18 protein-coding genes are annotated in these 23,267 nt (G+C 58.9%); 3 read left to right on the forward strand and 15 right to left on the reverse strand.

Annotated elements, in window-relative coordinates:
- The first annotated feature begins 17 nt into the window (after nt 1-17).
- Nucleotides 18-1,178 (forward strand): glycosyltransferase family 4 protein, encoded by a 1,161-nt coding sequence (locus tag H567_RS0101370; protein ID WP_153306002.1) that lies wholly within the window; start codon nt 18-20, stop codon nt 1,176-1,178.
- Here H567_RS0101370 and H567_RS0101375 read toward each other — a convergent pair.
- The 14 genes from H567_RS0101375 to ftsH all read right to left on the reverse strand — a co-directional run bounded on the left by H567_RS0101375 (nt 1,111) and on the right by ftsH (nt 20,398).
- Complete coding sequence (locus H567_RS0101375) at nt 1,111-2,739, reverse strand: glycosyltransferase family 39 protein (protein ID WP_028320020.1); 1,629 nt, start codon at nt 2,737-2,739, stop codon at nt 1,111-1,113. The genes H567_RS0101370 and H567_RS0101375 overlap by 68 nt on opposite strands.
- Nucleotides 2,740-2,772: 33 nt before the next feature.
- Nucleotides 2,773-3,858: a glycosyltransferase family 9 protein gene (locus tag H567_RS0101380; protein ID WP_028320021.1), complete on the reverse strand. Its 1,086-nt coding sequence runs from the start codon at nt 3,856-3,858 to the stop codon at nt 2,773-2,775.
- Nucleotides 3,859-3,871: 13 nt separating this feature from the next.
- The gene (locus tag H567_RS0101385; protein ID WP_028320022.1) at nt 3,872-4,810 is read right to left on the reverse strand and encodes a glycosyltransferase family 2 protein; all 939 of its coding nucleotides are present in this window, start codon (nt 4,808-4,810) and stop codon (nt 3,872-3,874) included.
- Nucleotides 4,811-4,813: 3 nt separating this feature from the next.
- Nucleotides 4,814-5,620, reverse strand: coding sequence for a hypothetical protein (locus tag H567_RS0101390; protein WP_028320023.1), 807 nt, complete (start codon nt 5,618-5,620; stop codon nt 4,814-4,816).
- A gap of 2 nt (nt 5,621-5,622) precedes the next feature.
- Nucleotides 5,623-7,602 carry a tetratricopeptide repeat protein gene (locus tag H567_RS0101395; RefSeq protein WP_028320024.1) on the reverse strand — a complete coding sequence of 660 codons (1,980 nt, stop codon included), beginning with the start codon at nt 7,600-7,602 and terminating at the stop codon, nt 5,623-5,625.
- 16 nt (nt 7,603-7,618) lie between these two features.
- Nucleotides 7,619-8,587, reverse strand: a complete 969-nt coding sequence (locus H567_RS0101400) for a sigma-70 family RNA polymerase sigma factor (RefSeq protein ID WP_208598305.1) — start codon at nt 8,585-8,587, stop codon at nt 7,619-7,621.
- An 86-nt stretch (nt 8,588-8,673) separates the two neighbouring features.
- Nucleotides 8,674-9,903 (reverse strand): tyrosine--tRNA ligase, encoded by a 1,230-nt coding sequence (gene tyrS, locus H567_RS0101405; RefSeq protein WP_028320026.1) that lies wholly within the window; start codon nt 9,901-9,903, stop codon nt 8,674-8,676.
- Nucleotide 9,904: 1 nt separating this feature from the next.
- The gene (locus H567_RS0101410; RefSeq protein ID WP_035252986.1) at nt 9,905-10,804 is read right to left on the reverse strand and encodes a helix-turn-helix domain-containing protein; all 900 of its coding nucleotides are present in this window, start codon (nt 10,802-10,804) and stop codon (nt 9,905-9,907) included.
- A gap of 66 nt (nt 10,805-10,870) precedes the next feature.
- Nucleotides 10,871-11,845, reverse strand: coding sequence for a peptidylprolyl isomerase (locus H567_RS22430; protein ID WP_035252988.1), 975 nt, complete (start codon nt 11,843-11,845; stop codon nt 10,871-10,873).
- A gap of 148 nt (nt 11,846-11,993) precedes the next feature.
- Nucleotides 11,994-15,593, reverse strand: coding sequence for a transcription-repair coupling factor (gene mfd / locus H567_RS22435; RefSeq protein WP_051184371.1), 3,600 nt, complete (start codon nt 15,591-15,593; stop codon nt 11,994-11,996).
- Between the two features lie 168 nt (nt 15,594-15,761).
- A complete protein-coding gene (locus H567_RS22440) occupies nt 15,762-16,739 on the reverse strand; it encodes a S66 peptidase family protein (protein WP_051184372.1) in 978 nt (325 codons plus the stop codon).
- Between the two features lie 158 nt (nt 16,740-16,897).
- Complete coding sequence (locus H567_RS0101430; RefSeq protein WP_051184373.1) at nt 16,898-17,710, reverse strand: type III pantothenate kinase; 813 nt, start codon at nt 17,708-17,710, stop codon at nt 16,898-16,900.
- The gene (folP, locus tag H567_RS0101435) at nt 17,697-18,563 is read right to left on the reverse strand and encodes a dihydropteroate synthase (RefSeq protein ID WP_028320029.1); all 867 of its coding nucleotides are present in this window, start codon (nt 18,561-18,563) and stop codon (nt 17,697-17,699) included. Before folP ends, H567_RS0101430 begins: the two co-directional genes overlap by 14 nt.
- On the reverse strand, nt 18,560-20,398 hold the full coding sequence (gene ftsH, locus H567_RS0101440; protein ID WP_028320030.1) for an ATP-dependent zinc metalloprotease FtsH: 1,839 nt from the start codon (nt 20,396-20,398) through the stop codon (nt 18,560-18,562). The genes folP and ftsH overlap by 4 nt, the downstream gene beginning before the upstream one ends.
- A 233-nt stretch (nt 20,399-20,631) precedes the next feature.
- On the opposite strand from ftsH, the gene H567_RS28320 reads away from it, so the two are divergent.
- Both H567_RS28320 and H567_RS0101450 read left to right on the forward strand, forming a co-directional pair.
- On the forward strand, nt 20,632-21,180 hold the full coding sequence (locus tag H567_RS28320) for a hypothetical protein (RefSeq protein WP_153306003.1): 549 nt from the start codon (nt 20,632-20,634) through the stop codon (nt 21,178-21,180).
- Nucleotides 21,181-21,306: 126 nt separating this feature from the next.
- The gene (locus H567_RS0101450; RefSeq protein ID WP_028320032.1) at nt 21,307-21,762 is read left to right on the forward strand and encodes a ferritin family protein; all 456 of its coding nucleotides are present in this window, start codon (nt 21,307-21,309) and stop codon (nt 21,760-21,762) included.
- Between the two features lie 153 nt (nt 21,763-21,915).
- Here the strand turns inward: H567_RS0101450 and H567_RS22445 are convergent, their stop codons facing one another.
- Nucleotides 21,916-22,965, reverse strand: a complete 1,050-nt coding sequence (locus tag H567_RS22445; protein ID WP_084516720.1) for a beta-ketoacyl-ACP synthase III — start codon at nt 22,963-22,965, stop codon at nt 21,916-21,918.
- Nucleotides 22,966-23,267 lie beyond the last annotated feature (302 nt).

Genomic DNA, 23,267 nt, shown 5'->3' on the forward strand with positions numbered 1-23,267 from the left:
CCCCGATCAGGGTCGCGATGGTGATTCCCAAATACGGCCTGCTCGGCGGGGCCGAGGCCTTTGCTTTCGAACTCGGGGAAAGGCTTGCGAGCGAGGAGGGGATCGAAATTCACGTCCTGGCCAATCAATGGCGCGCAGGCAGGGGGCGGGTGACGTTTCACAAGATCCCGGTATTCCGGTTCCCCCGGCTTCTGAGACAGCCGACTTTCGCCTTCTTCGTCAACCGCGCCGCCCTGCCGGGAAGATTCGATTTGATCCACTCCCATGATCGGATTTGGCGGATGGATCTTTTCAGCATGCACGGCATTCCGCATAGCCAATGGGTTGCGCGGGTGCGCCGGAAGCGGAGCAGCCTCTTCGACCGCAGTACGGCGTGGGTCGAGGCAAGGGGCATCGAGAACCCCCTCAGGCCTCTTGTGATGCCGGTCTCGCACCTTGTCAGGGAGCACCTTCTCGAATGCTATGCTTTGCCGCCCGATCAGATTCAGGTGATCCATCCCGGGGTGGCGCTCGATCGCTTCGAGAGCCTGAACCGGGAGGATTGCCGCGAGGAGATCCGGCGGCGGGTCGGCCTCAACCTGGAGGACGTGGTCGCCCTCTTTGTGGGGATGAACTTCGATGTCAAGGGCCTTGATCTTGTTTTGAAGGGCATGTCGGATTTGGTCCATGGAAAGGAGACGATGCCGCCCCTCAAATTGCTGGTGGTCGGGAAAGGCGATCGTGAAGGATACACGCGCCTTGCACGGGAGCTTGGCCTCGACCGGCGGGTGGTGTTTGCAGGGCCGACCCGGGAGGTGGAAAAATTCTATCTGGCTTCAGATCTATTTGTAATGCCCTCGAGATTCGACACCTTCGGCATGGTCGTGCTCGAAGCCATGGCGGCCGGGCTCCCGGTGGTGATCAGTTCGAACGTGGGGGCGCGCGACCTGGTCAGGGACGGTGAAGAAGGATTTGTCGTCCACCGTGACAGGAATGTCGAATCCGTCGGCGCCGCTCTGAAATCGCTGCTGGATCCGGAAAACCGCAGGCGGATGGGATTGCACGCGCGGCTGACGGCTTCCCGGCACGACTGGCGCCTTGTGGCCGCCAGGATCGGCGGGATCTACCGGGCTAGGGCCGCACTTCGAATAGAATCATCTGTCCCGTGTCCCGGTGTTCCCAGCGACCGAGCACCTTGAGATCCCGCCGGTGCATGCTTTTTTCCAGGGTATAGCCGCAATCGGGCCAACGCTTTTCTTCCCACAGGAGATAGGGAATGTGCTGTGCCCTCAGATTCTGCAGGAGTCTTTTATAAGAAGATCCCGCAAGGGCCTCGATGCGGAGGTGGTTTCCGTTGATCGGTGTCGGGCCGTTGTAGCGGGGATTCGCGTAAAAGGTGATCCAGCGCTGGATCGGGTCTGATGCGGCGACGGGAGCCAGCCTGTCCGGATCTTCCCGGGAAGCGATCAGGGCACCGATCGCTTTGAAAACGCCTTTGTCTGCCTCTCTTTCCTTGAGATTTTTCGGCAGAGTCAGGGCCATTACAACGGCGGCGGCGATGAAAAGCGCCGTTGCCCCCTGGAGTTGAAAGCGGCGAGACAAGAAGGAGAGGCACCTGTCCAGTCCCAGTCCCATGATGACGGATGCAGGCAGAAGGGCGAACACGAAGAAACGCGCCTCGCTGATCCACTGGTCGAGAAGATGCACATAGAGGATCCCTAAGGCGGCAGCGGTGAGGAACGTGAGATACAATAGGCAGCGGTTTTTCCCGATCTCGCGACGCAGAGGGGTGAACGCGGCGATGAAAAGCAAAGCGAAAGGATAATGGACCGCTTTGAGGAGGGTTGAAACGATTTCTCCCAAGGCGATCAGGAGGACATGGCTGCGGGCAATTTGGAGGAAGAAGCGCAAGGGGCCTGTAGGCTGATCGTGCGCAAGATGCGAGAGCCCCTCGCGAACCAGTTGATAACCCGTGAAAAGTCCTCCGGGCTTGGACTTGATTTCATCGATGCGCAGCGCATTGAGTTCGACGGCCTGACCGGCCGTGGAGATCCAGATGTTCAGGAGCAGGAAAGCCAGCAAGGGGAGGCAGAAGACCAGGCATTTTCTGAACCGCGCCGTCCCTTCCAAAAACAGGAGAAAGAGGAGCGACACCCCGAAGAATAGCCCCATTTCGACGCGGCTCCATGCCGCCAGCACGAAGCTTGCGCCCGCAAAGCATACAGCCCACCAACGCCTGGTCTGCGTCTGATGAACCATCAGAGAGAGTCCGCAGGCGCCGAAAAACCATGCCATGGGATCCCGGACAGCCTCCGCGCTGTTGATCACGAAGGTCGGCATGAGTCCAAAGATCAGGATGAGCCCGAGGGCTGTTTCGGGCCGGAGGAACTTGCGGGCGAGCAGGAAAAGCGGAATGAGGGTGAGGGTGCCGAAGAGGAGAGAAATGCCTCGGGCCGCCGTCTCCCAGTCGCCCAAAAGCGGGTAGGCGGCCGCAACCGCGAATGGATAGGGCGAGAGAAAACGCAGGTCGGCCAGGGTGGTTTCCGCCATATAGCCGTGACGGATCATCCTGGCCTGGTCGATGTAAAGGATTCCATCCGGGTTGATGATGTGCGTATGTTCCAAGTTGTACCATCGGATGGTGAGCGAAAGAAGCAGGATCAGGAAAAAGATCCGGCGGGAGGGAAGACGCTGCGGCGGGATCGTGTTCGGTGTGGTTTTCTCCGAGCTGTTCCACCGCAAAGAGATCCATGGTTTCATCTCACCGTTCCCTCGATCCATAGGGTTCTAGGGTCATTGCCCGCTGCGGTCCGTCAACGCGAGACGGACTGTTTCCAGAACGGCCTCCACAGGAAGGGTCTGAAGGCATCGGCTGACTTCGGAGCCCTGGCATCCTTTCTGCCTGCAAGGAACACAGTCCCAGTGCTGACAGACGACATGATGCCTTGGGCCGCGGGGCGCCCAGCTGACGGGTGAAGATGGACCGAAAATGCTGATGGTCGGGGTCCCGACGGCTGCAGAGATGTGAATGCCGGCGCTGTCGCATCCTATCAGCAGCTTGGCGAGGCTCAAGACCCCGGCGAGTTCGTCGAGGGTGGTCATGCCGGCCAGATGGAAGATGTCGCCACGGGCCTTGGCGGCCAGTCCAACCGCCCGCTCCCGTTCGCTCTGGGTTCCGACCAGGACGACCGCCCTTTCGAACTCCGTGGTCATCAGGCTGATGAGCTTGGCAAACCGCTCTGTCGGCCACTCTTTGTATCCCCAGAGAGAAAAGGGCTGAACCGCGATGAAAGGCCTTCCCCGCGGAAGACCCGCTGAGGAAAGGATGGAGGCTGCACGATCGCGGAGGGCGGGCGGGACAACCAGTTTCGGGCGCCTCTCCTGTGTTGCGATGCCGAAGGGAAGCAGAATGTTGAGGCCATGCTCTGCACAATATTGGGTTGCTTCCTCTCGAGGCGCAACAAGATGCGTGAAGACCTGGTTGCGCCAGAAAGTGTCTGTCTCGGAATAACGCCCGATTCGTGTGGGTGCTCCCGAGAGAAGCGCCATGATAGCCCCCCGCGTCCCGGTGCGCAGGTCGATGCTGAGATCCAGCGGCGGGCGTCTGAGCCGCCTGAAAAAGCGCCACTGGGCCCGGATGGCTTCGAAGAGGGAATGGCCTTCCTTTTTTACGTAGGAGACGTCGTCCACGGGCGGGCAGCATTCCAGGATCCCGCGCGCCTTTTCCCGCACCGCCGCATGGATGCGGGCCGAAGGGAACGCTTCCCGGAGAGCTTGGATGGCCGGTGTCGCCAGAACCACGTCACCTATGTCTCCCAACTGAATGAGGAGCAGGTTCCGGATGCCGGCCGGCAGGGAGGGCTTGCCTTTGATCAACATGTTTCGCTCTTGCTCAGGGTTCAGGGCATCCTTTCAGGTGCCAGAAAATCAACTGGAGATAGACCTTCAGCCGCCGACGCAAGGCGCGGGCGGTCCCGAACGAAAGGAGCACGCCCGCACTTGCCAGTAGGGTGTTTACGAGCAGTCGCAGAAAGACCAGGGTCCAGAGGAGCGGATAGGACCTCGGGTGCCATTTGCGCAGGTACCGGTACCTCGAACGGTAAAAATGGATCCTTGCTCGTATATTTTGTCCCACGCTCTGACCTTGATCATGGATGATGCGTGCCTGGGGAACGAGATAGCTGTTCCAGCCTGCCTTCTTCATCTGCAGCGCCCAATCCGTTTCTTCGAAGAAGAAGAAATAGCGCTCATCGAACCCTCCCACCTCTCGGATGGCGGAGGACCTGACCATCAGACAGGCGCCGATGCAGGAATCCACCGGGTGTGGTGTGGCGGAAAACCTGCGTTTTCCAGGGTGCTTGCGAGGAAACAGCAGGCTCAGCAGCGTTTCGTTGGCGATCAACGTCAGCCAGGAGGGGAAAGCGGCAACGGATCTTTGATGGGTTCCGTCCCGGTTGAGAAGCTGCCCGCAGGCCATGGCAGCATCCGTTTGCGTTTCCATGAAGGTATGCAGCTCTTTGACTGCGCCGTCGAGGAGGACCGCATCGGTGTTCAGCAGAAGGGCGTACCGGCCGCGCATGGGTATGAGGGCCTGGTTGTTGGCGGCTGCAAACCCGCGGTTGGCCTCATTGCGGATGATCTGCACCTCGGGGAACCGTCTCTCCACCGCCTCGACGCTTCCATCCAGCGAGGCATTGTCAACAAGAATGATCTCGAAAGGGATATCGGTCACCGTTCGGAGGATGCTCTCGAGACAGGCGAGGAGGTACTCGCGGGTATTCCAGTTGACGACGATAAAGCTGATTTCCGGGTCGGTAGGCATGGTGGGCATGGCTTACTCCAGGGCCCGCCGTTCAATCTCCACGATCCGGTAACCGGGGGGGACCTGCAGTGAGAAGACAGGTTCCGGCAACGTTCGATTGAAGGTGATATCGTCCCATTGGACTTCGATGAAACGGTTGCCTGACGCGGGTTCGATGCGGCAGCGCTTTGCGTATTCAATGGGGCCGGTGCGCGCGAACCGGTCGAAGTAGAGGGTAAGATCCTGCGCCGGGAAAGTGACCGCAGTGGGAGCGGCGGCCTGGACGTCAAAAGCGAATGTTTGAAGGGGTTTCCCAGCTTCGTCGAGGAGTTGAATTTCCTGGGGCCGCAGGGACAAAGCCTTTTCGTAGGGTCCGATGTCAGGGTACGCCCGCACGAGGGCCCAGAGCGCCGATGGGTTCAGTGTGCCGGGCAGGTAGGGTTCGAAGAGCGGGTCCCGCAGGCTTCCGATGAGCAGCTTCTTGTCGCGGAAAGAGAGCACCTCCACCGTGTCGTTGCGGACGAGGATGTGGAGGAGGGGATTACCCCAGAAATGCGTCATCTCGATCTTGATGGTGAGGGGCTGCAGACGGCCTGCCATGAGGAGACTGACCTTGGAAGCGGACCCGTTTTCCCCGACGGTCAAGGTGCCCGCGCAGACTGCGGATGAGACCAGTCCCTTTTGATGCTCGAGGCCGGCGACGAGCGATGTGACCATCGGCGGGGCGTAGGGGGATTGAAGGGGTTCGACCGGCGGTCGCGTGCAGCTCGAGGCCAGGCAGAGGGCCAACATCACCGCCGGGAGATGCCCGATCCTCCGGTATCCGATGAACCTCCTCAATTTTATCTTCCTATCAGGGCCTTGGTCTGAAGGATCTTCTCTTCGAGACTCGGCCTGTCCGAGGGCCCCAGGGAAAGAGCCTTTTCATAACTTTTCAGGGCCTCGTCAAAAAGCCGTTCGCGGAAATAGGCGTCCCCGAGGTGTTCATGGATCGTCGGGTCATTGGGTTCCAGTTCCGCGGCCCTCTGAAGGTATTGGATCGCCGCCTGGTAGAGGCCTTTTTGGAAGTAGACCCAGCCCAGGCTGTCCATGATATAGCCGCTTTCGGGTTTGATCTCGAGCGCCCTTTCAATCAATTCCAGCGCCTCATCGAGCCGGATTCCCTGTTCGGCATAGGTGTAGCCGATGTAGTTGAGTGCGTCGGCATGCTCGGGGTCGATGCGCAGGATCCGCTGCATTTCTTCGAGGCAGGCGGTTTTGTCCCCCTGTTTGTCGAGCAGGACGCCGAGCCGGTAAATCAGATCGATGTGCTCCGGATCTCGGTCGAGGCCCTGGCGTACCGCCTGCTCCGCTTCCTGCACCTGCCCTGCCTTTTCGAGCATGGTGCTCAACATGATGTACAGCTCGGGCTGCGGTGAATAGCGCAAGGCATCCCGGAGCAGATCGGCGGCCTTCAGGTATTCCCCTCCGTTTTCCATCATGAAGGCCATATGCAGGCGAGCATTGGTGTAATAGGTCGATTGGGGTTTGATCCTGGCGAAATATTTTGCAGCCTCCTCAAAATCACCCTTCTCTTCGTATGCGGTCGCGAGGTAATAGGCCGTCTTTTCATCGTCGGGCCAGGCCATAAGGATCATTTTGAGCTCTTCGATCGATTCGTCCAGCCTCCCCTGTTTCAAGTAGATCAAACCGAGGGATTGGCGTCCGAGTTCACCGGGTTCGGAGTGGGCCTTGATCTGCTCCAACTGCTGTTCGGCCTTTTCGTTGAGTCCGAGCTTGAAATAGAGGTTCGCCAGCCGTTCGCGTGCGGCGCTGTTTTCGGGATAGGCCGACAGCAGCGTTTCGTACATGGAAACCGCCTGGACATCGCGCCCGGTCATCTGGTAGAGCGTCCCCAGGTCGAACAGGGCGGGCTCGAAGAACTCGTTGAACTGCAAGGCGTTCTGGAAGGACTCCTCGGCTTCCTGGAACTCCTCCATTTCGAGATAGACCCGCCCCTTATAATAATGGGCGAGGGTGAGACCCGGTTTTTCAGTGAGAATCAGATCGAGATGTTCCAGGGCCCTGGAATAGTTGCCCGTGCGGATGAAAAGGGTTGCGAGCAGAAAACGCACCCTCTGATCCCCCGGATCGACCCGCAGCACGCTTTCATAAGCCTGTGCCGCCTGTTTCTCGTCCCCCAGCATTCTGTGCAGGTCCCCAAGCAGGATCAAGGGCTCCGTCTGGCTCGGGTCGTCTACCAAGGTCTTCCGGGCATAGGGCAGGGCCTCCTGCGGGCGATTCATCTCTTTGAGCAGGAGGGCCATTTTCATGTTCAGATACACGGAGTCCGGATCATGTTTCAGAGCCTCCGCAATGTAACGGGCCGCCTGGTCATACCGGCCGGCGGCCTCGGCGAGGGCGGCCATGGCAAATGAGGAGTACGCCTCCCTCAATGGGTCTGAGCCTTTTCTCCGGAGCACAGGATCGCCCGCACCGGGATATTTGGAGACGGGATCCGGCGATGGTTCGGGCGCCGTCTTTTCGGGAGCCGCAGGAACGGCCTCGGTCCGGGCAGGGACGGCTTGGGTCGGCACTGTCTCGCATCCGCCCAGGAGGGTCAGGGCGAGGGCCAGAAAGAGCGCCGCACCGGGAAAAGGTCGGCCGAGCCGGCGGCCGGGTTGCGCAGCGGGTTTCAGTGGATGCATCATCTCTTCTTGATCGACGATCAGCCTCGATAGGGTTTTTCCCAGTTGCAGAAGTGGACCCGCCCCGCTGCGCCCTTTGCGGCACGGTGTAGGCCGGGCGCGGGCGTTTGAAGGAAAATCCAGGTGATAGTGCAAGGAAAAGGTCTCGTCATCACTTGAGGAAATCGGAGTATTCTTCTTCGAAATCAGGGATTTCCTCCTTGAGCCAGGATTTGATCCTCTTGATGATTTTTTCCTGGATCTGACGAACACGCTCGCGCGAGATGTTGTATTTGTCACCGAGATCCTGCAGCGTCAGCGGTTTTTCGGCCATGATACGGTGATCATAGATGTCTGCCTCTTTACCCGAAAGGGTCTTGCGGAAGGTCTTCAGTTTCTCGGCAAGCCGGCTCCGGCCTTCGGCCTCGGAGATCTGTTCGTCGGCGCCGATCCCGGGGTCCGGCAGCAGCGCACTGAAGGGTTCCCTGGAATCCTCCCCGATCGGCGAGCTGAGGGAGACTTCCCAGCCTCCAAGCCGCTGGCTCATTTCCACGACTTCCTCTTCCTTGACGTCCAGCCGCTCGGCGAGGAGGCGCGGCTCCGGATCGAAGCCCTGGGCGATCAGCTTGTCCCTTTCTTTAGCCAGGTTGAAAAAAAGTTTCCTCTGGCTCTGAGTGGTTCCGATCTTGACCAGTTTCCAGTTGTCCATGATGGACTTGAGAATGTAAGCCTTGATCCAGAAGGAGGCGTAATAGGAAAATTTGATGCCGCGGTAAGGATCGAATTTCTTGACGGCGTGCAGGAGCCCGACATTTCCCTCCTGAATCAGATCGAGCAGGTTTCGAGTCCAGAAGCGATGAAAATCCATAGCGATTTTCACAACGAGACGGAGGTTGGCAGTCACGAGCCGGTAGGCCGCGTTCTGGTCGTTCTTTTCCCGGACCCGGATCGCCAGCTCCAATTCTTCTTCTCGGGTGAGCAGCGGGTATTGCTTGATCTCCAAAAGATAGCGTTGAAGGGGATCATAGGCCGCAAGGGACCGTTCCGTAGCCGGCGCAACGCTGTACTCTTCCGGTACGGGCGAAAGATCCTCTCCGCCTTCCTCTTCCAGCAGGCTGTCTTCCAGTTCTTCTTCTTTCATAAAGTCCTTCATCCGGCCGATGCCCCAGGGGCCTTGGACCACCGGAACCCTTCCGCATGGCCCCTTCCCCGGGAGAGGGGCGAATTTCAGGCGACAACGACGTGCATGTAGCGTTTTTTCCCTGCTCTCAGCAGGAGGCTGTTTTCTTTCAGGTCAGCGGTGTTGACGATACGATCGAAGATATCCAGCCTTTCTCCGTTCAGGTAGGCGCCTCCCTGCCCGATCAGGCGGCGGGCGTCCCCTCTTGTCTTGCAGAGGCCGCACAGCTCGAAGAGGATGAAGGCAGGGATGCCCTGTTCCAACTCCTTCATGGTGACAGAGAACTGGGGCGCTGAATCGGCCAGGGCGGTTTCCTCTTCCCCGAAAAGACTCTTGGCCGCCTCCCGTGCCCGGTCGGCTTCCTGTTTCCCGTGGCAGATGCGCGTCGCTTCATAGGCCAGGATCTCTTTGGCGGCGTTGATCTCAGCACCCTTCAACTGCGAGAGCCGATGCACCTCATCCATCGGCAGCAGGGTGAACAGGGCGAGAAACCGTGGGATATCCGCATCGTCCTGATTGATCCAATATTGATAGTAGTAGTAAGGCGAGGTGAGATCCGGGTCCAGCCACACCGCCCCTTTGTGGGTTTTTCCCATCTTGATCCCGGCCGATGTGGTCAGGAGGGGGAAGGTCAGGCCGAACACGGTTTCCCCTTCGAGGCGGCGGATGAGGTCCTCACCGGCAAGGATGTTGCCCCATTGGTCGTTTCCCCCCATCTGGAGACGGCAATCATAGTATTTGAAAAGATGCCAGAAATCATAGGCTTGAAGGAGCATGTAGTTGAATTCGATGAAGCTGAGTCCGGTTTCGAGCCGCATGCGATAGCTTTCGGCGGCCAGCATGCGGTTGACCGAGAAATGCTTTCCGATATCCCTCAGGAAGTTGATATACCGCAATTCCGTCAGCCAGTCGGCGTTGTTCAGCAGCAGTGCACGGTTGTTCGAAAAATCGATGAATCGGGACAACTGCGCCCTGAGTCCTTCGGCGTTTTCGTCGATCTGCTCACGGCTCATAATGGGCCGCATTTCGGTTTTGCCGCTCGGGTCACCGACCATGCCCGTTCCGCCGCCGACCAGGGCAATGGGGCGGTGGCCGGACTGCTGCATGTGGACGAGGGACATGATGGGCAAGAGACTCCCGACATGCAGACTCTTTGCGGTTGGATCGAAGCCGATATAGCAGACAGCCGGCCGGTCGAGAAGATCCCGCACGCCGTGCACATCGGTCACCTGTTCAACAAAACCTCTTGATTGCAAGGTATCCAGAACGTTTTCCAATTTATCTCTCCTGATGCCTCCTTTCGTAGCCCGCGGGAAGATTCAACCGGATGACCTGTCCCTCCCTTCCCAGATTCTGCACCGGCTGGCCGTTCAGTTCGAGGCTGATGCCTCCCGCGTTTCCGATGCGCATTTCGAAACCTTTTTCCGCATGCCACACTTTTTCTTCGCCGGGCACGAAAATCCGCTCCTCCGGACGTTGATCGTCGACAAAGATCTTGACCCAGGTCCGTTTCATGACCTGCATTTTCAGGGTCAGTTTTGCGGGCGGGGACTCCATCTCGGCAAGGCTTTCCGCTAAAACCGGTTCGGAAAGGGTGCCCGCGGTGTTTTCCCTGGCAAGAGGCGTCTCAGGTTGCGCACGCGCATCAAGTTGCGGGTCCGGCGTTTCAGGGGGGGGGCTCGGGAGGTCATTGCCGCTGGAAGGCGCTGCATCAACGGGTTCGGGATCTCGACCGGCGTCGGGCCGAACGTGAACGTCGGCTGCAGAGTCGACCTCGGACGGAGCCGTGGAAGCGGGCTCCTCAGGGCTGTCCTTGGATCCGTTGGACCACAGGAGAAAGCCCAGCAGACAAATCAGGAGCAGTCCGGCGACGAGCAGAAGCGGTCCCGGCCCCCGATGCCGGACCTCCTGGTTCAGCGGTTTGAGGGGAGCAGTCCGTCTGGGAAGCTCTTCTCCGAATCGTTCCAGGACGGCCGCTGGATCGAGGCCCAGGGCGGAGGCATAGTTGCGCAGGAAGCCCTTGGCGAAGGCGGGGGAGGGAAGCCGATCCCAATCCTCGGCTTCGAGGGCCTTGAGGATATGGGGCTGGAGCCGCGTGCGCTCCAGGATGTCCTCGAAGCTCAGCGCCTGCCGTTCACGTTCACCGCGCAGATAGGCGCCTATACCCTCTCCGGGCATCGACCTGCGGCCCCCTGCGGGGGCCTCTGTTTGTCTGTCCTGCTCGTTTTCCATTCGTGTAGCGCTTTAGAAGATGATTTTCGTGTAGGCCTGGTCTCTCAGTCGTTTCACCCATTCCATATAACGCCTGTTGATCTCTTCGCGATACAGTTCGCTGTAAATGGCATCCTTGACGTCTTCATAAGCCTTGGTTTCGCCCGGCCGGCGATCGAGCAGTTTGATGATCTGAAAACCGGAAGCGGTCTCGATGGGTTGACTGATCTGCCCCGGTTGCATCCCTTCGACCGCCTCCAGAAGGGCCTTGTTGAGCTGGCTTGTCTTGAACAGACCCAAATCTCCTCCGTCCTTGGCACCGGGGCCGCGGGAAAACCTGCGGGCTAGTTCGCCGAAATCCTCTCCCGCACTCAGGCGCCGGTGAATATCGGCGATCTGGGACTCGATCCTCTGCCGCTCCTGTTTGTCGGAAGGGTTGCCGACCGGTAGGACGATCGCAGCGAGGTGAAGGGTCTCATAGGTGATGTACTGTTCCCGGTGCTCGTCGTAATAAGCCTTCATGGCCTCTTCGCGCACGATGATCTTGGATTTCACTTCAAAGTTGATCAACTGCATGCGCTCGAGCTCATCCTTCAGGTTCTCCCGCAGGGTTTCGTAGGAGATTCCCTGGCTTTCGAGCCGGGCGAGGAGATCTTCATGCGTCAGGTTGTTGTTCCGTTTCATCTTTTCAATGGCATCATCGATTTCGGCCGGCGATACCTTGATCCCCAGTTCGTCTATCTTTTTCTGTGCAATCTTGTCATCGATCAGAAAGTCGAGAATCTTCCGGCGTGCGTCCAGAAAGGCGGTTTCATCCTGGCTTCGAAGCTCTTCCGGCGCCAGGCCGGTCACCTGTTTGATCTTGTGGTTGAGTTCGTACAGGGTGATCACGTCTTCGTTGACGATGGCGACCACCCGATTGCAGACTTCTGCGCATAGCCCCGCGGGAAATGGAATAAACATGAGAAGGCAGCATGCCAGTGTGCCTGTCCATTTTTTCCTGTTCATAAAAAGCACTCCATCATCGGTGTCTGGTTGTCCGGTCGTTTACAATCGTTCGTTCCGGCCAGATGCTCCAAGAAAAGGGCCGCGACTCTGTACTTTAACCTATCAGCCTACCATCTTGAAAGAGGCATGCCAAGAAAAATCCTGGATTCTACCCCTTTCCCGCCTGGACGTCCCGCGCCGGTCTTCGATAGGAATGATCCTCCCCGCGCGAGGGGCTGGAGGAAAAACGGCCGATTTCTCCATGCGCCCTCCGATGGTCCGAGCGCAGGATCTGGAGGTTTTCCATGATGCGCCTGCGATCATCCGGCAGGGTAATGGGTCCCATCAGGATGCGCAAACGATTCTCTCCCAGGAAACGATAGCGTTTAGGGAGGGTCCCTATCCTCTGCACCAGCCTTGCCGGGTCTGCCAGGCGATCGGGATCGAAATGGAGCGTCACGCTGTCGGTGCCGACCTCGAGACGCGCAATGCCGAGGTGTTTTGCAAAGATGCGCAGCCGCATCATCCAGAGAAGATTTTCCACAGGGGGCGGGGCCTTGCCGAACCGGTCCACCATCTCCTGCTCGACGTCTTCCAGATCCCGGGTCTCGTTCAGGATCGACAGGCGCCGATAGAGATTCAGCCTGACATCCGTATCCATGATGTAGTCTTCCGGGAGATAGGCCTCCATGTCGACGAGGATCTCGGGGTTGATTTCCGGCAGCCATTCTTCGCCTTTGAGCTCGGCCACCGCCTGTTCGATCATCCTCAGGTAGAGTTCGTAGCCTACGGCGGCGATCTGGCCGGACTGCGCGAATCCGAGGATGTTTCCGGCGCCTCTGATCTTGAGGTCATGCAGGGCGAGGTGCAGGCCGGCGCCCAGGTGAGAAAAGTCCATCAGGGCCTTGAGGCGCTTCTCGGCCTCCCTCGTCAAGTGGGTGCCGTCACTGATCAGCAGATAGGCGTAGGCCTTCTCTTTGGATCTGCCGACGCGCCCCCGGAGCTGATAGATCTGCGCCAGTCCCAGGCGCTCGGCCTCGTTGATGATGATGGTGTTGGCGGACGGAATGTCCAAACCGGATTCGATGATGGTGCTGCAGACCAGGACGTCCAATTCTTTCCGCAAAAAGGTGAGCATGGTGGACTCGAGGTCCTTCTCCTTCATTTGACCGTGGGCGACCGCGATGCGGGCCTCAGGGACGATCGCGCTGAGGCGTTCCGCGAGCAGGTCGATGGTTTGAACCCGGTTGTGGACGAAGAACACCTGCCCATGACGTTCGATCTCGAAGCGGACGGCTCTCGCAATGAGGTTTTCGTCAAAGGGGGAGAGGTATGTCTGGATGGCCAGACGGTCTTCGGGAGCGGTTTCGATGACAGTGAGATCTCTCACGCCCATGAGGGACATCTGCAGGGTCCTTGGGATCGGTGTGGCAGTGATGGCCAGGACGTCCACCATGCTGCGGTATTTTTTGAGGGCTTCCTTCTGTTTGACCCCGAAACGCTGTTCTTCGTCGATGATCAGCAGCCCGAGATCCATGAAAGAGACATCCTTCTGGAGCAGCCGGTGGGTGCCGATCAGGACGTGAAGCTTACCCGAGCGCACCTTGGCCAAAACCTCCCTTTGTTCGGACGGAGGTTTGAAGCGGCTGATGAGACCGACCCCGATCCCGTAGGGCGACAGCCGCTTGGTGAAGGTCTGGTAGTGCTGTTCGGCGAGGACCGTCGTGGGGACGAGCAGGGCGACCTGTTTGCCGTCGGCCACGGCCTTGAAGGCGGCCCTCAGGGCGACTTCGGTCTTTCCGAATCCCACATCGCCGCAGATGAGCCGATCCATAGGACGTTCGGAGATCATATCGTCCAGGACATCGTCGATGGCCTTGATCTGGTCGGGGGTTTCCTCGTGCTCGAATGTCGCCTCGAATTCGCGGTAATAGTGATCGGGATTCGAAAAGGCATAACCCGAGCGGTATCGGCGCAGGGCGTATAACTGTACGAGCTGCTTCGCGATGCGCTTGACGGATTTACGCGCCTTCTCCTTGGCGATGTTCCATGAGCGCCCGCCCAATTGATCCAATCTCGGAGCGACGTCATCGGCGCCCACATAGGTCTGTAGACTGCTGACCCGGTCCGCCGGGATGTAAAGCTTGTCGGCATTGGCGTATTCGATCAGAATGAAGTCATTGACCCTGTTCTGGATCTCCATCTTGAGAAGTCCGCCGTACCGTCCGATGCCGTGCTCCTCGTGGACCACGAGGTCGCCCTGCTTGAGTTGGCTGAACGTCGACCATGACAGCGCGTTTTCCCGCGCCTTCTCTCTGTTTTTGCTTCGCCCCCGCTTTTGACCGAAGATTTCGTCTTCACTGATGATATACAGGTTCTCTGCGGGCCAGAGGAAACCCCGCCCAAGCCGTCCCAGGCAGATCCGGAGCCCAGGACTCTCAGGAAGCCCCCCCCAGGAATCCACGGTGTCCAGGACGTTCACGTCGTAGTTCGAGAGGATCTCCACCAGCCGGTTGGCCTGTTTTGCCGTGCGGCTGACGATGATCACCCGGCCGCCGCGGGAAAGCCAGAGGGCGATTTTGTTGGCGAGCGGGGCGAGAGACCCCCTTCCCTGCCCGGCTAGTTGGACATCGGGGTCGGTGTCGAGCCCGAACGGGCCCTCAACCTGGAAATGCACCCCGTCCGTTTGCGTAGATGTCCCGGGCGTCTGCAGATCGAGCTCGTTCACTTCGAGCCGCTGGAAGCGGTTCAGGGCGGAGAGGATGGCATCCCCGCCATGGATGAGGCCTTCGGTTTCGGGGAAGGGCAGCCCTTTGTCCACCGACTCTTCGCGGAATCGCTCAAGGTCGAGTTGGAATCGCTCCGTCATCCGCTTCAGGCCGCCTTGCAAGCGCTGGGGGTCGAAGTGGGCAATGAGGGTGTCTGCGGGCAGATAGTCGAAGAGGGAGTCGAGCCGGGGGTAAAAATGGTTCAGCCAGGCCTCCTGCCCCGGGAAATGGGATCCGTCGGCCCCTGGGGGTGGAAGACGGCCCATGGAACGCGCCCGTTGAACAGCGGCTTCGTCCATGATAATTTCGGTGTTGGGCAGAAGGACCCACTCGTCGAACGCCCCTTCTGAACGCTGGCTGAGCGGTTCGAAGAGGCGGATGGATTCGAGATGGTCCCCCCAGAACTCGAGCCTGATCGGCAGCGGGCTCGAGGGTGGGAAGATGTCCAGGACTCCACCGCGGACGGCGTAATCCCCGCGTTCTTCCACCAGGGAAACGCGCTGGTAGCCGCAGATCTCAAGGTGCCGGAGGAGTTGCTCGCGGTCGATTTCTTCACCGGCCGCAAGGTATTCGAGCGCCTGAATCAGACGGCCCTTCGGGACCAGCCTGTACAGGAGGACCTCTTGCGAGGTGATGACGACGGGGTTGTCTGCGGAGGTCAGGGCGTAAAGGGCTTCGATCCTCAGATTGACGATCTCCCGGTGGGGGCTCAAGCCCGAGAGCGGTGAGATGTCGTAAGGGGGAAGAAGATAAAGGCTGCGCCGTTCGCCGGTGCGATGGTTGTCCTGTTCAGCCAGGAAAAACTGCAGTTCCTGAAAAAACTGTTCAGCCTGCTTCTTATTGGGCAGAACGGCCAGACAGGGGCGGTCGAGCCGTTGCACGAGGAGTGCGAAGAGATAACTCATGGCTGCGCCGCCAAGCCCCGTCAGCCGGGTAGGGTTCTTGCCGGATTGAATGGCAGCTTGAAGGGGATGGATTGGATGGGTCGACTCGTTCTGCATGCTTCGGTGCTCTACATTTTCCGTCTTCAGGTCGGTTTGTGGCGGCCGGCCGCTTCTGGTCTCAGGCGAGGCGGAGGCCTTACGCCGGTTCGGCAGCCGAAAACCCGGCAAACGATGCTTATCTTATGCAGGCTCGATCAGAGCCCACAGGGATGCCTGCCGCTCAGATCAGGGGTGCTTTTTGTCGCGGCCGCCAAGGCGGTCTTTCACCGTGTCGGCAGGCGCCTCCATGATTTCGAGGATGCCCGCGAGTGTGTCCAATTCGACCTCGGCGCCGATCGGCAGCAGGACATTCCGCTCACCGTGGCCCGAAGGAAGCCCCATGGTGCAGGGCACATCAAGTTCGTCCGCCAGCTCTAGAAAAAGGGCGGCGATGGTCCTGAGGGTGCCGCACTGAATGAAGTCTCCCCCGATCAGGCCGGAGACTCCCTGCAAAGCGCCGGACAAAGCCAGGTGGCGCAGCATTCTGTCGACCCGGTAGGGTTGTTCACCATGGTCTTCCAGAAAGAGGACGGCGCCCGAAAGATCGGGAAAATAGGGGGTCCCTGCCAAATGTGAAATAAGGGTAAGGTTCCCGCCGATCAGAGGGCCTTTCGCTCTTCCCGGCCGCAGGACGCCCTCTCGGGGGAGGCGGATCGGTCGGGGAGGCGCCCCCTTGAGCACCGCGAGTGCTTCGGCCATGTCCTGCCGGTCCAACGCTCCCATTTGCCTGACGACGGGGCCGTGGAAGGTGATGAAACGCGCCTTCCGCCAAATCGCAAGGAGGAGCGCTGTCAGATCACTGAACCCCATGCAGATCTTCGGATTGGCGGTCAGCAGAGGCCAGTCGATCCTCTCGAGCAGGCGAAGACTGCCGTAACCACCGCGCGAACAAAAAACGGCCTTGATGTTGCGGTCCTTGAACATGGCATGAAGGTCTTCGAGCCTGGCCGCATCAGACCCCGCAAGGTAACCCTTCCGCGCAAAAAGGGCGCGGCCTTCGCGGATTTGGAAGCCTTCGGCCCGCAGATGTGCAATCCCGGCCTCTAGATCTCCCCGCTCGAGGGGGCCGGCCGGCGAGATGATTCCGATCATGTCGCCGGGGCGAAGGGCCGCAACGGTCTTTTGACGGACAGCGGCGGGTCGATCCCCCGAGTGGGTGCACATTCTCGATTCCTGATCCATCTTCATCGGTATCTATTGGATACTCCGAGTCATTGGCCGAATGATCGCACGCTGCCGGCACAGGCAAAAAAACAACCTCCTCCGCTTCCATTGAAGCGGCAGGCTTCTCAAGGCTTGAGCAAGGAGCGGTTTCAGCCGGTTCAGGCGAGTTCAACCCTGCCCGAAAAGGAAAGTCTGCGCCTGAAAATGGCCTCCAGCCCCTCGAATGTCAGCAATGGTTCGATGACGTCGAAATGCTCGGATACATCCTGGAGGACCGGGGCGATCCCGCCGGTGGCGACGACCATCGGCCTGCCGCCCATTTCCTGCTTCATTCTGGTGAGGACCCCGTCAACGAGCCCGGCGTATCCATATAGGAGGCCGGAGTTCATGCTGTCCAGGGTGCTGCAGGCGATCGCGGCCGGGGGCTTGGAAATCCGCTCGAGTTTGGGAAGCCGGGATCCACGGCTGACGAGGGCTTGCATGGAAATCATCAATCCGGGGGCGATGGCTCCGCCGAGATAGGCTCCCTCGGAGGAAACGCAATCGAAGGTGGTTGCCGTTCCCAGGTCGACGACGATGCAGGCGCATCGGAATTTATCGTAGGCCCCTACTGCGTTGACGATCCTGTCGGCGCCCACTTCGGCGGGGTTTTTGTAGCGGACCGGCATGCCCGTATCCGTTTCATGGTCCACGAACAACCCGTCGACTTCGAGGTACTGCTCGAACAGAGCACTCAAGGCCCGGTTGACGTGGGGGACGACGGAGGTCACGATGGCATGGGTGATGTCTGCCATGCGGCGGTTTCTGAGCTGGAAAAGCCCGTTGAAAAGCACCGCCGCCTCGTCGGTGGTGATGTCTGTCTGGGTCCGGATTCTCCAGTGTTCGAGGATCCGCTCCCCGTCGCTGAGGGCGAGGCCGGTATGGGTGTTGCCGACGTCGATGCACAGAAGCAGCAAGTCATGATTCCGCATTCTGATCGATGGATCCTCTCTTGATGGCATCCGCCACCGCAACGGTTTCTGCGGCCGGGCGCACGTTATGCACCCGGACGATAGCTGCTCCGTTCAGTACGCAGGCCGTCACCGCGGCCATCGTTCCGGTGTCCCGCTCTTGGACCGTCTTCTTCAGGATATGTCCGATAAAGGCCTTGTTGGACGGCCCGGCCAGGATCGGTTTTCCCAGCGGGGCGAAGCGCGAGAACTGCTGGATGAGTTGGAGGTTGTGCGTAAAGGTTTTGCCGAACCCGATCCCCGGATCCAGGATGATCAGATCTTCCCGAATACCTGCCTGCAGGGCCCGCTCAACCGCATCCTGAAGAAACAGGGTGATTTCGCCGAATAGATCAACATAATAGGGGTTTTCCTGCATGTTCCGGGGAGTGCCCTGCATGTGCATGAGCACGACCGGCACACCGCGGAACGCGGCCAGCGGGGCCATCTCGGGGTCGAAGCGAAGGGCGCTGATGTCGTTGATGATCGATGCGCCGGCGTCCAGCGCCGCTTGGGCCACCTCGGCCTTGTAGGTGTCGATGCTGATCGGCACCGGGATCTTCTTCGCCAGCGCTTCGATGACGGGTACGATCCGTGCCTTTTCGGTCGCGGCGTCGAGCTCCGGGGCGAAAGGCCGGGTCGATTCTCCACCGATATCGATGATGTCGGCCCCTTCTTCGACCATCCTCCAGGCGCCGGCGACCGCCTCTTCAAATGTGAAATGCCTGCCCCCATCGGAAAACGAATCCGGGGTGACGTTCAGGACCCCCATGACCAGCGTCCGTCTTCCGAGTTCCAGGGTGTGGTTCGGCCAGTTCATCCTCCAGATGGTCATTGCGCCGGGATCTCCGATGAAATGGGTTCTTTGTCGCTTTCTCCGGGCTCATCGGGGGCGATCCCCAGCAGTTCGTCGATGGCCCGAACGTCCAGAGTCTCTCTTTCGAGGAGGGCCTGGGCGATTTTGTGCAGTGATTCGAGATTCGTTTTGAGGAGGTTGGCAGTCCTCCCGTAGGCCTCATTGATGATGCGGCTGACTTCCTTATCGATCCGCTGGGCGGTAAACTCGCTGTAGTCACGGTGCTGCGTGATTTCCCGCCCGAGAAAGATCTGCTCGTCCTTCTTGCCGTAGGTCAGGGGCCCGAGTTCTTCGCTCATGCCGTAATCACAGACCATCTTGCGCGCGATGTCCGAGGCCCGTTCGATATCGTTTCCCGCGCCGGTGGTCTGCATCTCGAGGACGATCTCCTCTGCCGCGCGTCCGCCCATCAGGATGGAAAGGGTGTTCAGAAGGTAGTCTTTTGCATAGGTATGCCGCTCGTCTATGGGCAGCTGTTGCGTCAGGCCCAGGGCGCGGCCTCTCGGGATGATGGTGACCTTGTGGATGGGATCCGTATCCGGAATCAGCCGGGCGACCAGCGCATGTCCGGCCTCGTGATAGGCCGTGATCCGTTTTTCGGTTTCACTGATGATCATGCTCTTGCGTTCGGTTCCCATCAGGACTTTATCCTTGGCGTCTTCGAAATCGGACATTTCGACGCGCTCTTTTCCACGCCGGGCGGCCATGAGGGCGGCCTCGTTGACCATGTTCTCGAGGTCTGCGCCGGTAAAGCCCGGGGTGCCGCGCGCGAGAGTACGGACGTCGAGATTATCCGCCACGAGCTTCTTCTTGAGGTGCACCTTGAGGATTCCTTCCCGGCCTTTGAGATCCGGCACCGGGACGATGACCTGGCGGTCGAAGCGCCCGGGTCGCAATAGGGCCGGATCCAGGACATCGGGGCGGTTGGTGGCCGAAATGAGGATCACTCCCTCGTTGGATTCGAAGCCGTCCATCTCGACCAGAAGCTGATTCAACGTTTGTTCCCGCTCGTCGTGCCCGCCCCCGAGCCCCGCTCCCCTGTGCCGGCCAACGGCGTCGATTTCATCGATGAAGATGATGCAAGGGGCATGCTTTTTTCCCTGCACGAAAAGATCACGTACACGCGAGGCGCCGACACCAACAAACATCTCCACGAAATCGGACCCGCTGATGCTGAAAAAGGGGACGCCAGCCTCTCCAGCAATAGCACGGGCGAGAAGGGTTTTTCCTGTTCCCGGGGATCCTACTAGCAGGACCCCTTTGGGGATTCGGCCACCGAGACGCGTAAACTTTTTGGGGTCGCGGAGAAATTCCACGATTTCTTCGAGTTCGTCCTTGGCCTCATCGATTCCTGCAACGTCCTCGAAGGTGACCTTTTCCTGTGAGTCGCTCATCAGTCGCGCCCGGCTCTTGCCGAAAGAAAGAGCCTTGCCTCCGCCTACCTGCATCTGACGCATGAAGAAGATCCAGACTCCGATCAACAGCAGCATGGGGACCCAGGAGAGGAACACTTGAAACCAGGAGGAATCCTCCTCGGGTTTAGCCGTGATCTTCACGCTTTTCGAGGTCAGCAGTTGGATCAGTTCAGGATCGCGCGGTGCATAGGTCTTGAAGGGCCCCTGAACGGAAGATCCGGAGATGTTGTCGCCTTGAATGGTTACCCGGTCGACATGGCCTTTCTCGACCATTTCCAGAAAATCGCTGTAACCGATGCTTGCGCTGCTGCCGCCGGGAGTTTTGAAGATCTGAAAAAGCATAACCATCATCAGGGTGATGACGAGCCACAGTGCAAGGTTTTTGTAAAAAGGATTCAATGAAATCGGACCTCCATACGAAACTTGACCAAGTGATCGGGTTTTTGCTTGAAGAGGATACGTTGCCCGCTTTTCAGCGCTTGTCCACATGCCGCCTGGATGCTGGGCCGGTTTGCCTCTTTGAGGCGCCGGCTTCGGTTGATGCCGGCCAATACACCCCCCTCCGAGGCCTTAAAACCGGGCAGGCTCGGTCGGTGAACAACCTCCGGCTCTCGGGGAGGGGTGGACCGGAAATGGTCTTTTTGGCCAATCTCGGCGTCAATCTGCCCGTTTGCTTGTGCGGCGATCACCAGGCTGCCTCCTCGCAACCAACTGATTTCCTTGATATTGGCCGAAAATCCTCATTCCCGGCCTGGAAACTATTTCGTTTTCAAAGCCTTATTTCCGGATGGTCGCCGGCTCGTGCCGGACCATCGGTTCCCGGAGCAGCACAAGATATTAAATATATAGATATTCGTCTAAAATTCCATAAAAATTTAATTTCTAAAAGCTGCCCTGATTCTGGGAATTGCCGCTCATTCGATGATGCCTGCCGGGTTCGGCCAGGAATCCGCTCCTTACGAGCGGGTTCTTCTTCACCGAATTCGCCGATGGATCAAAACTCTTCCCAGGCACGAGCAAACCTTTTGCCCGGCTTGTCGTTCCCCGAGGGGGAAGAAAGGCATCTTTTCCCCCGCCGGGATCAAACTCGTCCCGCTCTGGAATATAACCGGCTTTTCAGAGAGAAGCCTGATGTTCATTTTCACACAGACGTTGTTGACACTCAAGGGGTTTTCCCATAGATTGAACCGTAATGAAACCATGCTGTTATGATGGACGCCCGGTCTTGGGGTCCGTGCGTTGGCGGGGCAACCCTCGAGGAAGGGATACGGCCGAACATTTTGCGACGAAGTGAAAGGGGGAGTTGAATGCCATTCGATAACTTTGATGAAATCATGACCTATGCTATCGACAAGGAAAAGGAGGCGGTTCAGTTCTATGAGGATCTGAGCCGGCGTGAATCGGCCCAGGGCACGAAGGCGCTTTTTCATGAATTTGCCGATGAAGAACGCCGTCACCAGAGAATGCTCGAAAATTTCAGCCGTGAGCAGGTGGCCAAGTATTCCATCAGAAAGATCCCTGATCTGAAGCGCAGTGATTACCTCGTGGATCTCCAATATTCTCCGGACATGGCCTATGCCGATATCCTGCGCCTTGCCATGAAACGGGAGGAAAAGGCCCAGGCCTTTTACCGGGATTTCGCCGCGCGGACCGCTGAGGATGAACACCGTAAGCTCTTCGAGATGCTGGCCCAGGAGGAGGCTAAGCATAAACTGCGGTTGGAGACCATGCTGGATGATTATTTGGCGGCCATGGGGGATTGATGCGCCTCCGGACGTGGAGCCGGCGTTGCTTTCCTGGGACCCCTCATTTCAGATCACGTCGGCCGCGGGGAGGCCGCCTGCCGACGTCTGGTCATTCTTCCGAAGGAGGTACGTTCCAGGACCGCCGGTTTTACGCTTTCGAAACGGTATAGGTCAGATCTCCAGGTCCGTTCCGCTTTGGAGGAGCGGCCGGCCGTGTTCGTTATGATTGTGGCTCCCCCACTTGATGATGGAGGCCCCCCACGTCAATCCCGCTCCGAAACTGACGAGCAGCAACATGTCGCCGTCTTTGATCAGCCCGGCGCGGTTGGCCTCATCCAGAGCGATCGGGATCGAAGCGGAGGATGTGTTTCCATAGCGGTCCAGATTGGTGTAAACTTTTTCCATAGGGATTCCGATAGTTTGCGCCATGGACAGGATGATGCGTATGTTGGCCTGGTGGGGAATCATGAGATGGATATCGCTGCTTGCCAGGCCGTTTTCGGCCAGCGCCTTTTCGGCTATGGTAGACAGACAATTCACCGCGCGTTTGAACAGCCGATTGCCCTCCATTTTGAGCTGGAACGGCTTGAGATCGATGCAGGCGAGACTTTCTGGGAGATAGCAGCTTTCGTAACTGGCGTAGAGCAGGTCCCAGAAGGCGCCATCCGATCGAAGATGGGTTGAAAGGACCCCGCTCCCATTCGTAGAGCCTGCCATGACCACCGCGCCGGCGCCGTCCCCAAGCAGGACACAGGTGCTGCGGTCCTGCCAGTTGACGATGGTCGACAGCCGTTCGGCACCCACGACGAGTGCACATCGGGATGTCCCCGCCCTGATGGCGTTGTCGGCCATGGTCAGGCCGTAAAGAAAACCCGAGCATCCGGCCGAAACATCGAAAGCGGCGGCCTGCGACGCTCCGATAGCGGTTTGGAGCATGCAGCCGGTGGAAGGAAACTGCCGGTCAGGCGTGACGGTACCGACCACGATCATATCGAGGTCTTCGGCGTTGACGCCTGCCATTCGAAGGGCGTTTTCCGCCGCTTGGGTTGCCAGATCGGTCGTTGATTCGCGCTTGCCTTTCGACGCGATACGCCTTTCCTTGATACCTGTCCGCCGGGTGATCCATTCGTCGTTTGTTTCGACGATCCGTTCGAGTTCATTGTTGGACAGGATGCGCTGTGGAACAAAAGATCCTGTGCCGATGATCCTGGATCTTGTCATGATGACCTTTCTCCTGGTAAGCCGACAAAACCGCTACCTCTCCCTGAATGACGCAGGGTCCGAATCTGGTTGCAGGATAACCGACCGGCTGAATGCTCGTGAATCGGTTGCCGGGATCTGCATCTCCCGGAATGCGCCCGGCCCCGTCATATGACGGGACGGACAGGGTCTGAGGCGGACGCAGCAAGATGAAGGTCCGAGATGAGAGGCCTGGACCCGCCGGGCGTCCCATACGTTGCATCGACCGTTCAACTGCTTTCACGATAGCTTAGGGATTGGCTGAGATTAGGAACAGAAGGGGA

Origin of the sequence: Desulfatiglans anilini DSM 4660 (assembly GCF_000422285.1) — a bacterium.
GTDB lineage: Bacteria > Desulfobacterota > DSM-4660 > Desulfatiglandales > Desulfatiglandaceae > Desulfatiglans > Desulfatiglans anilini.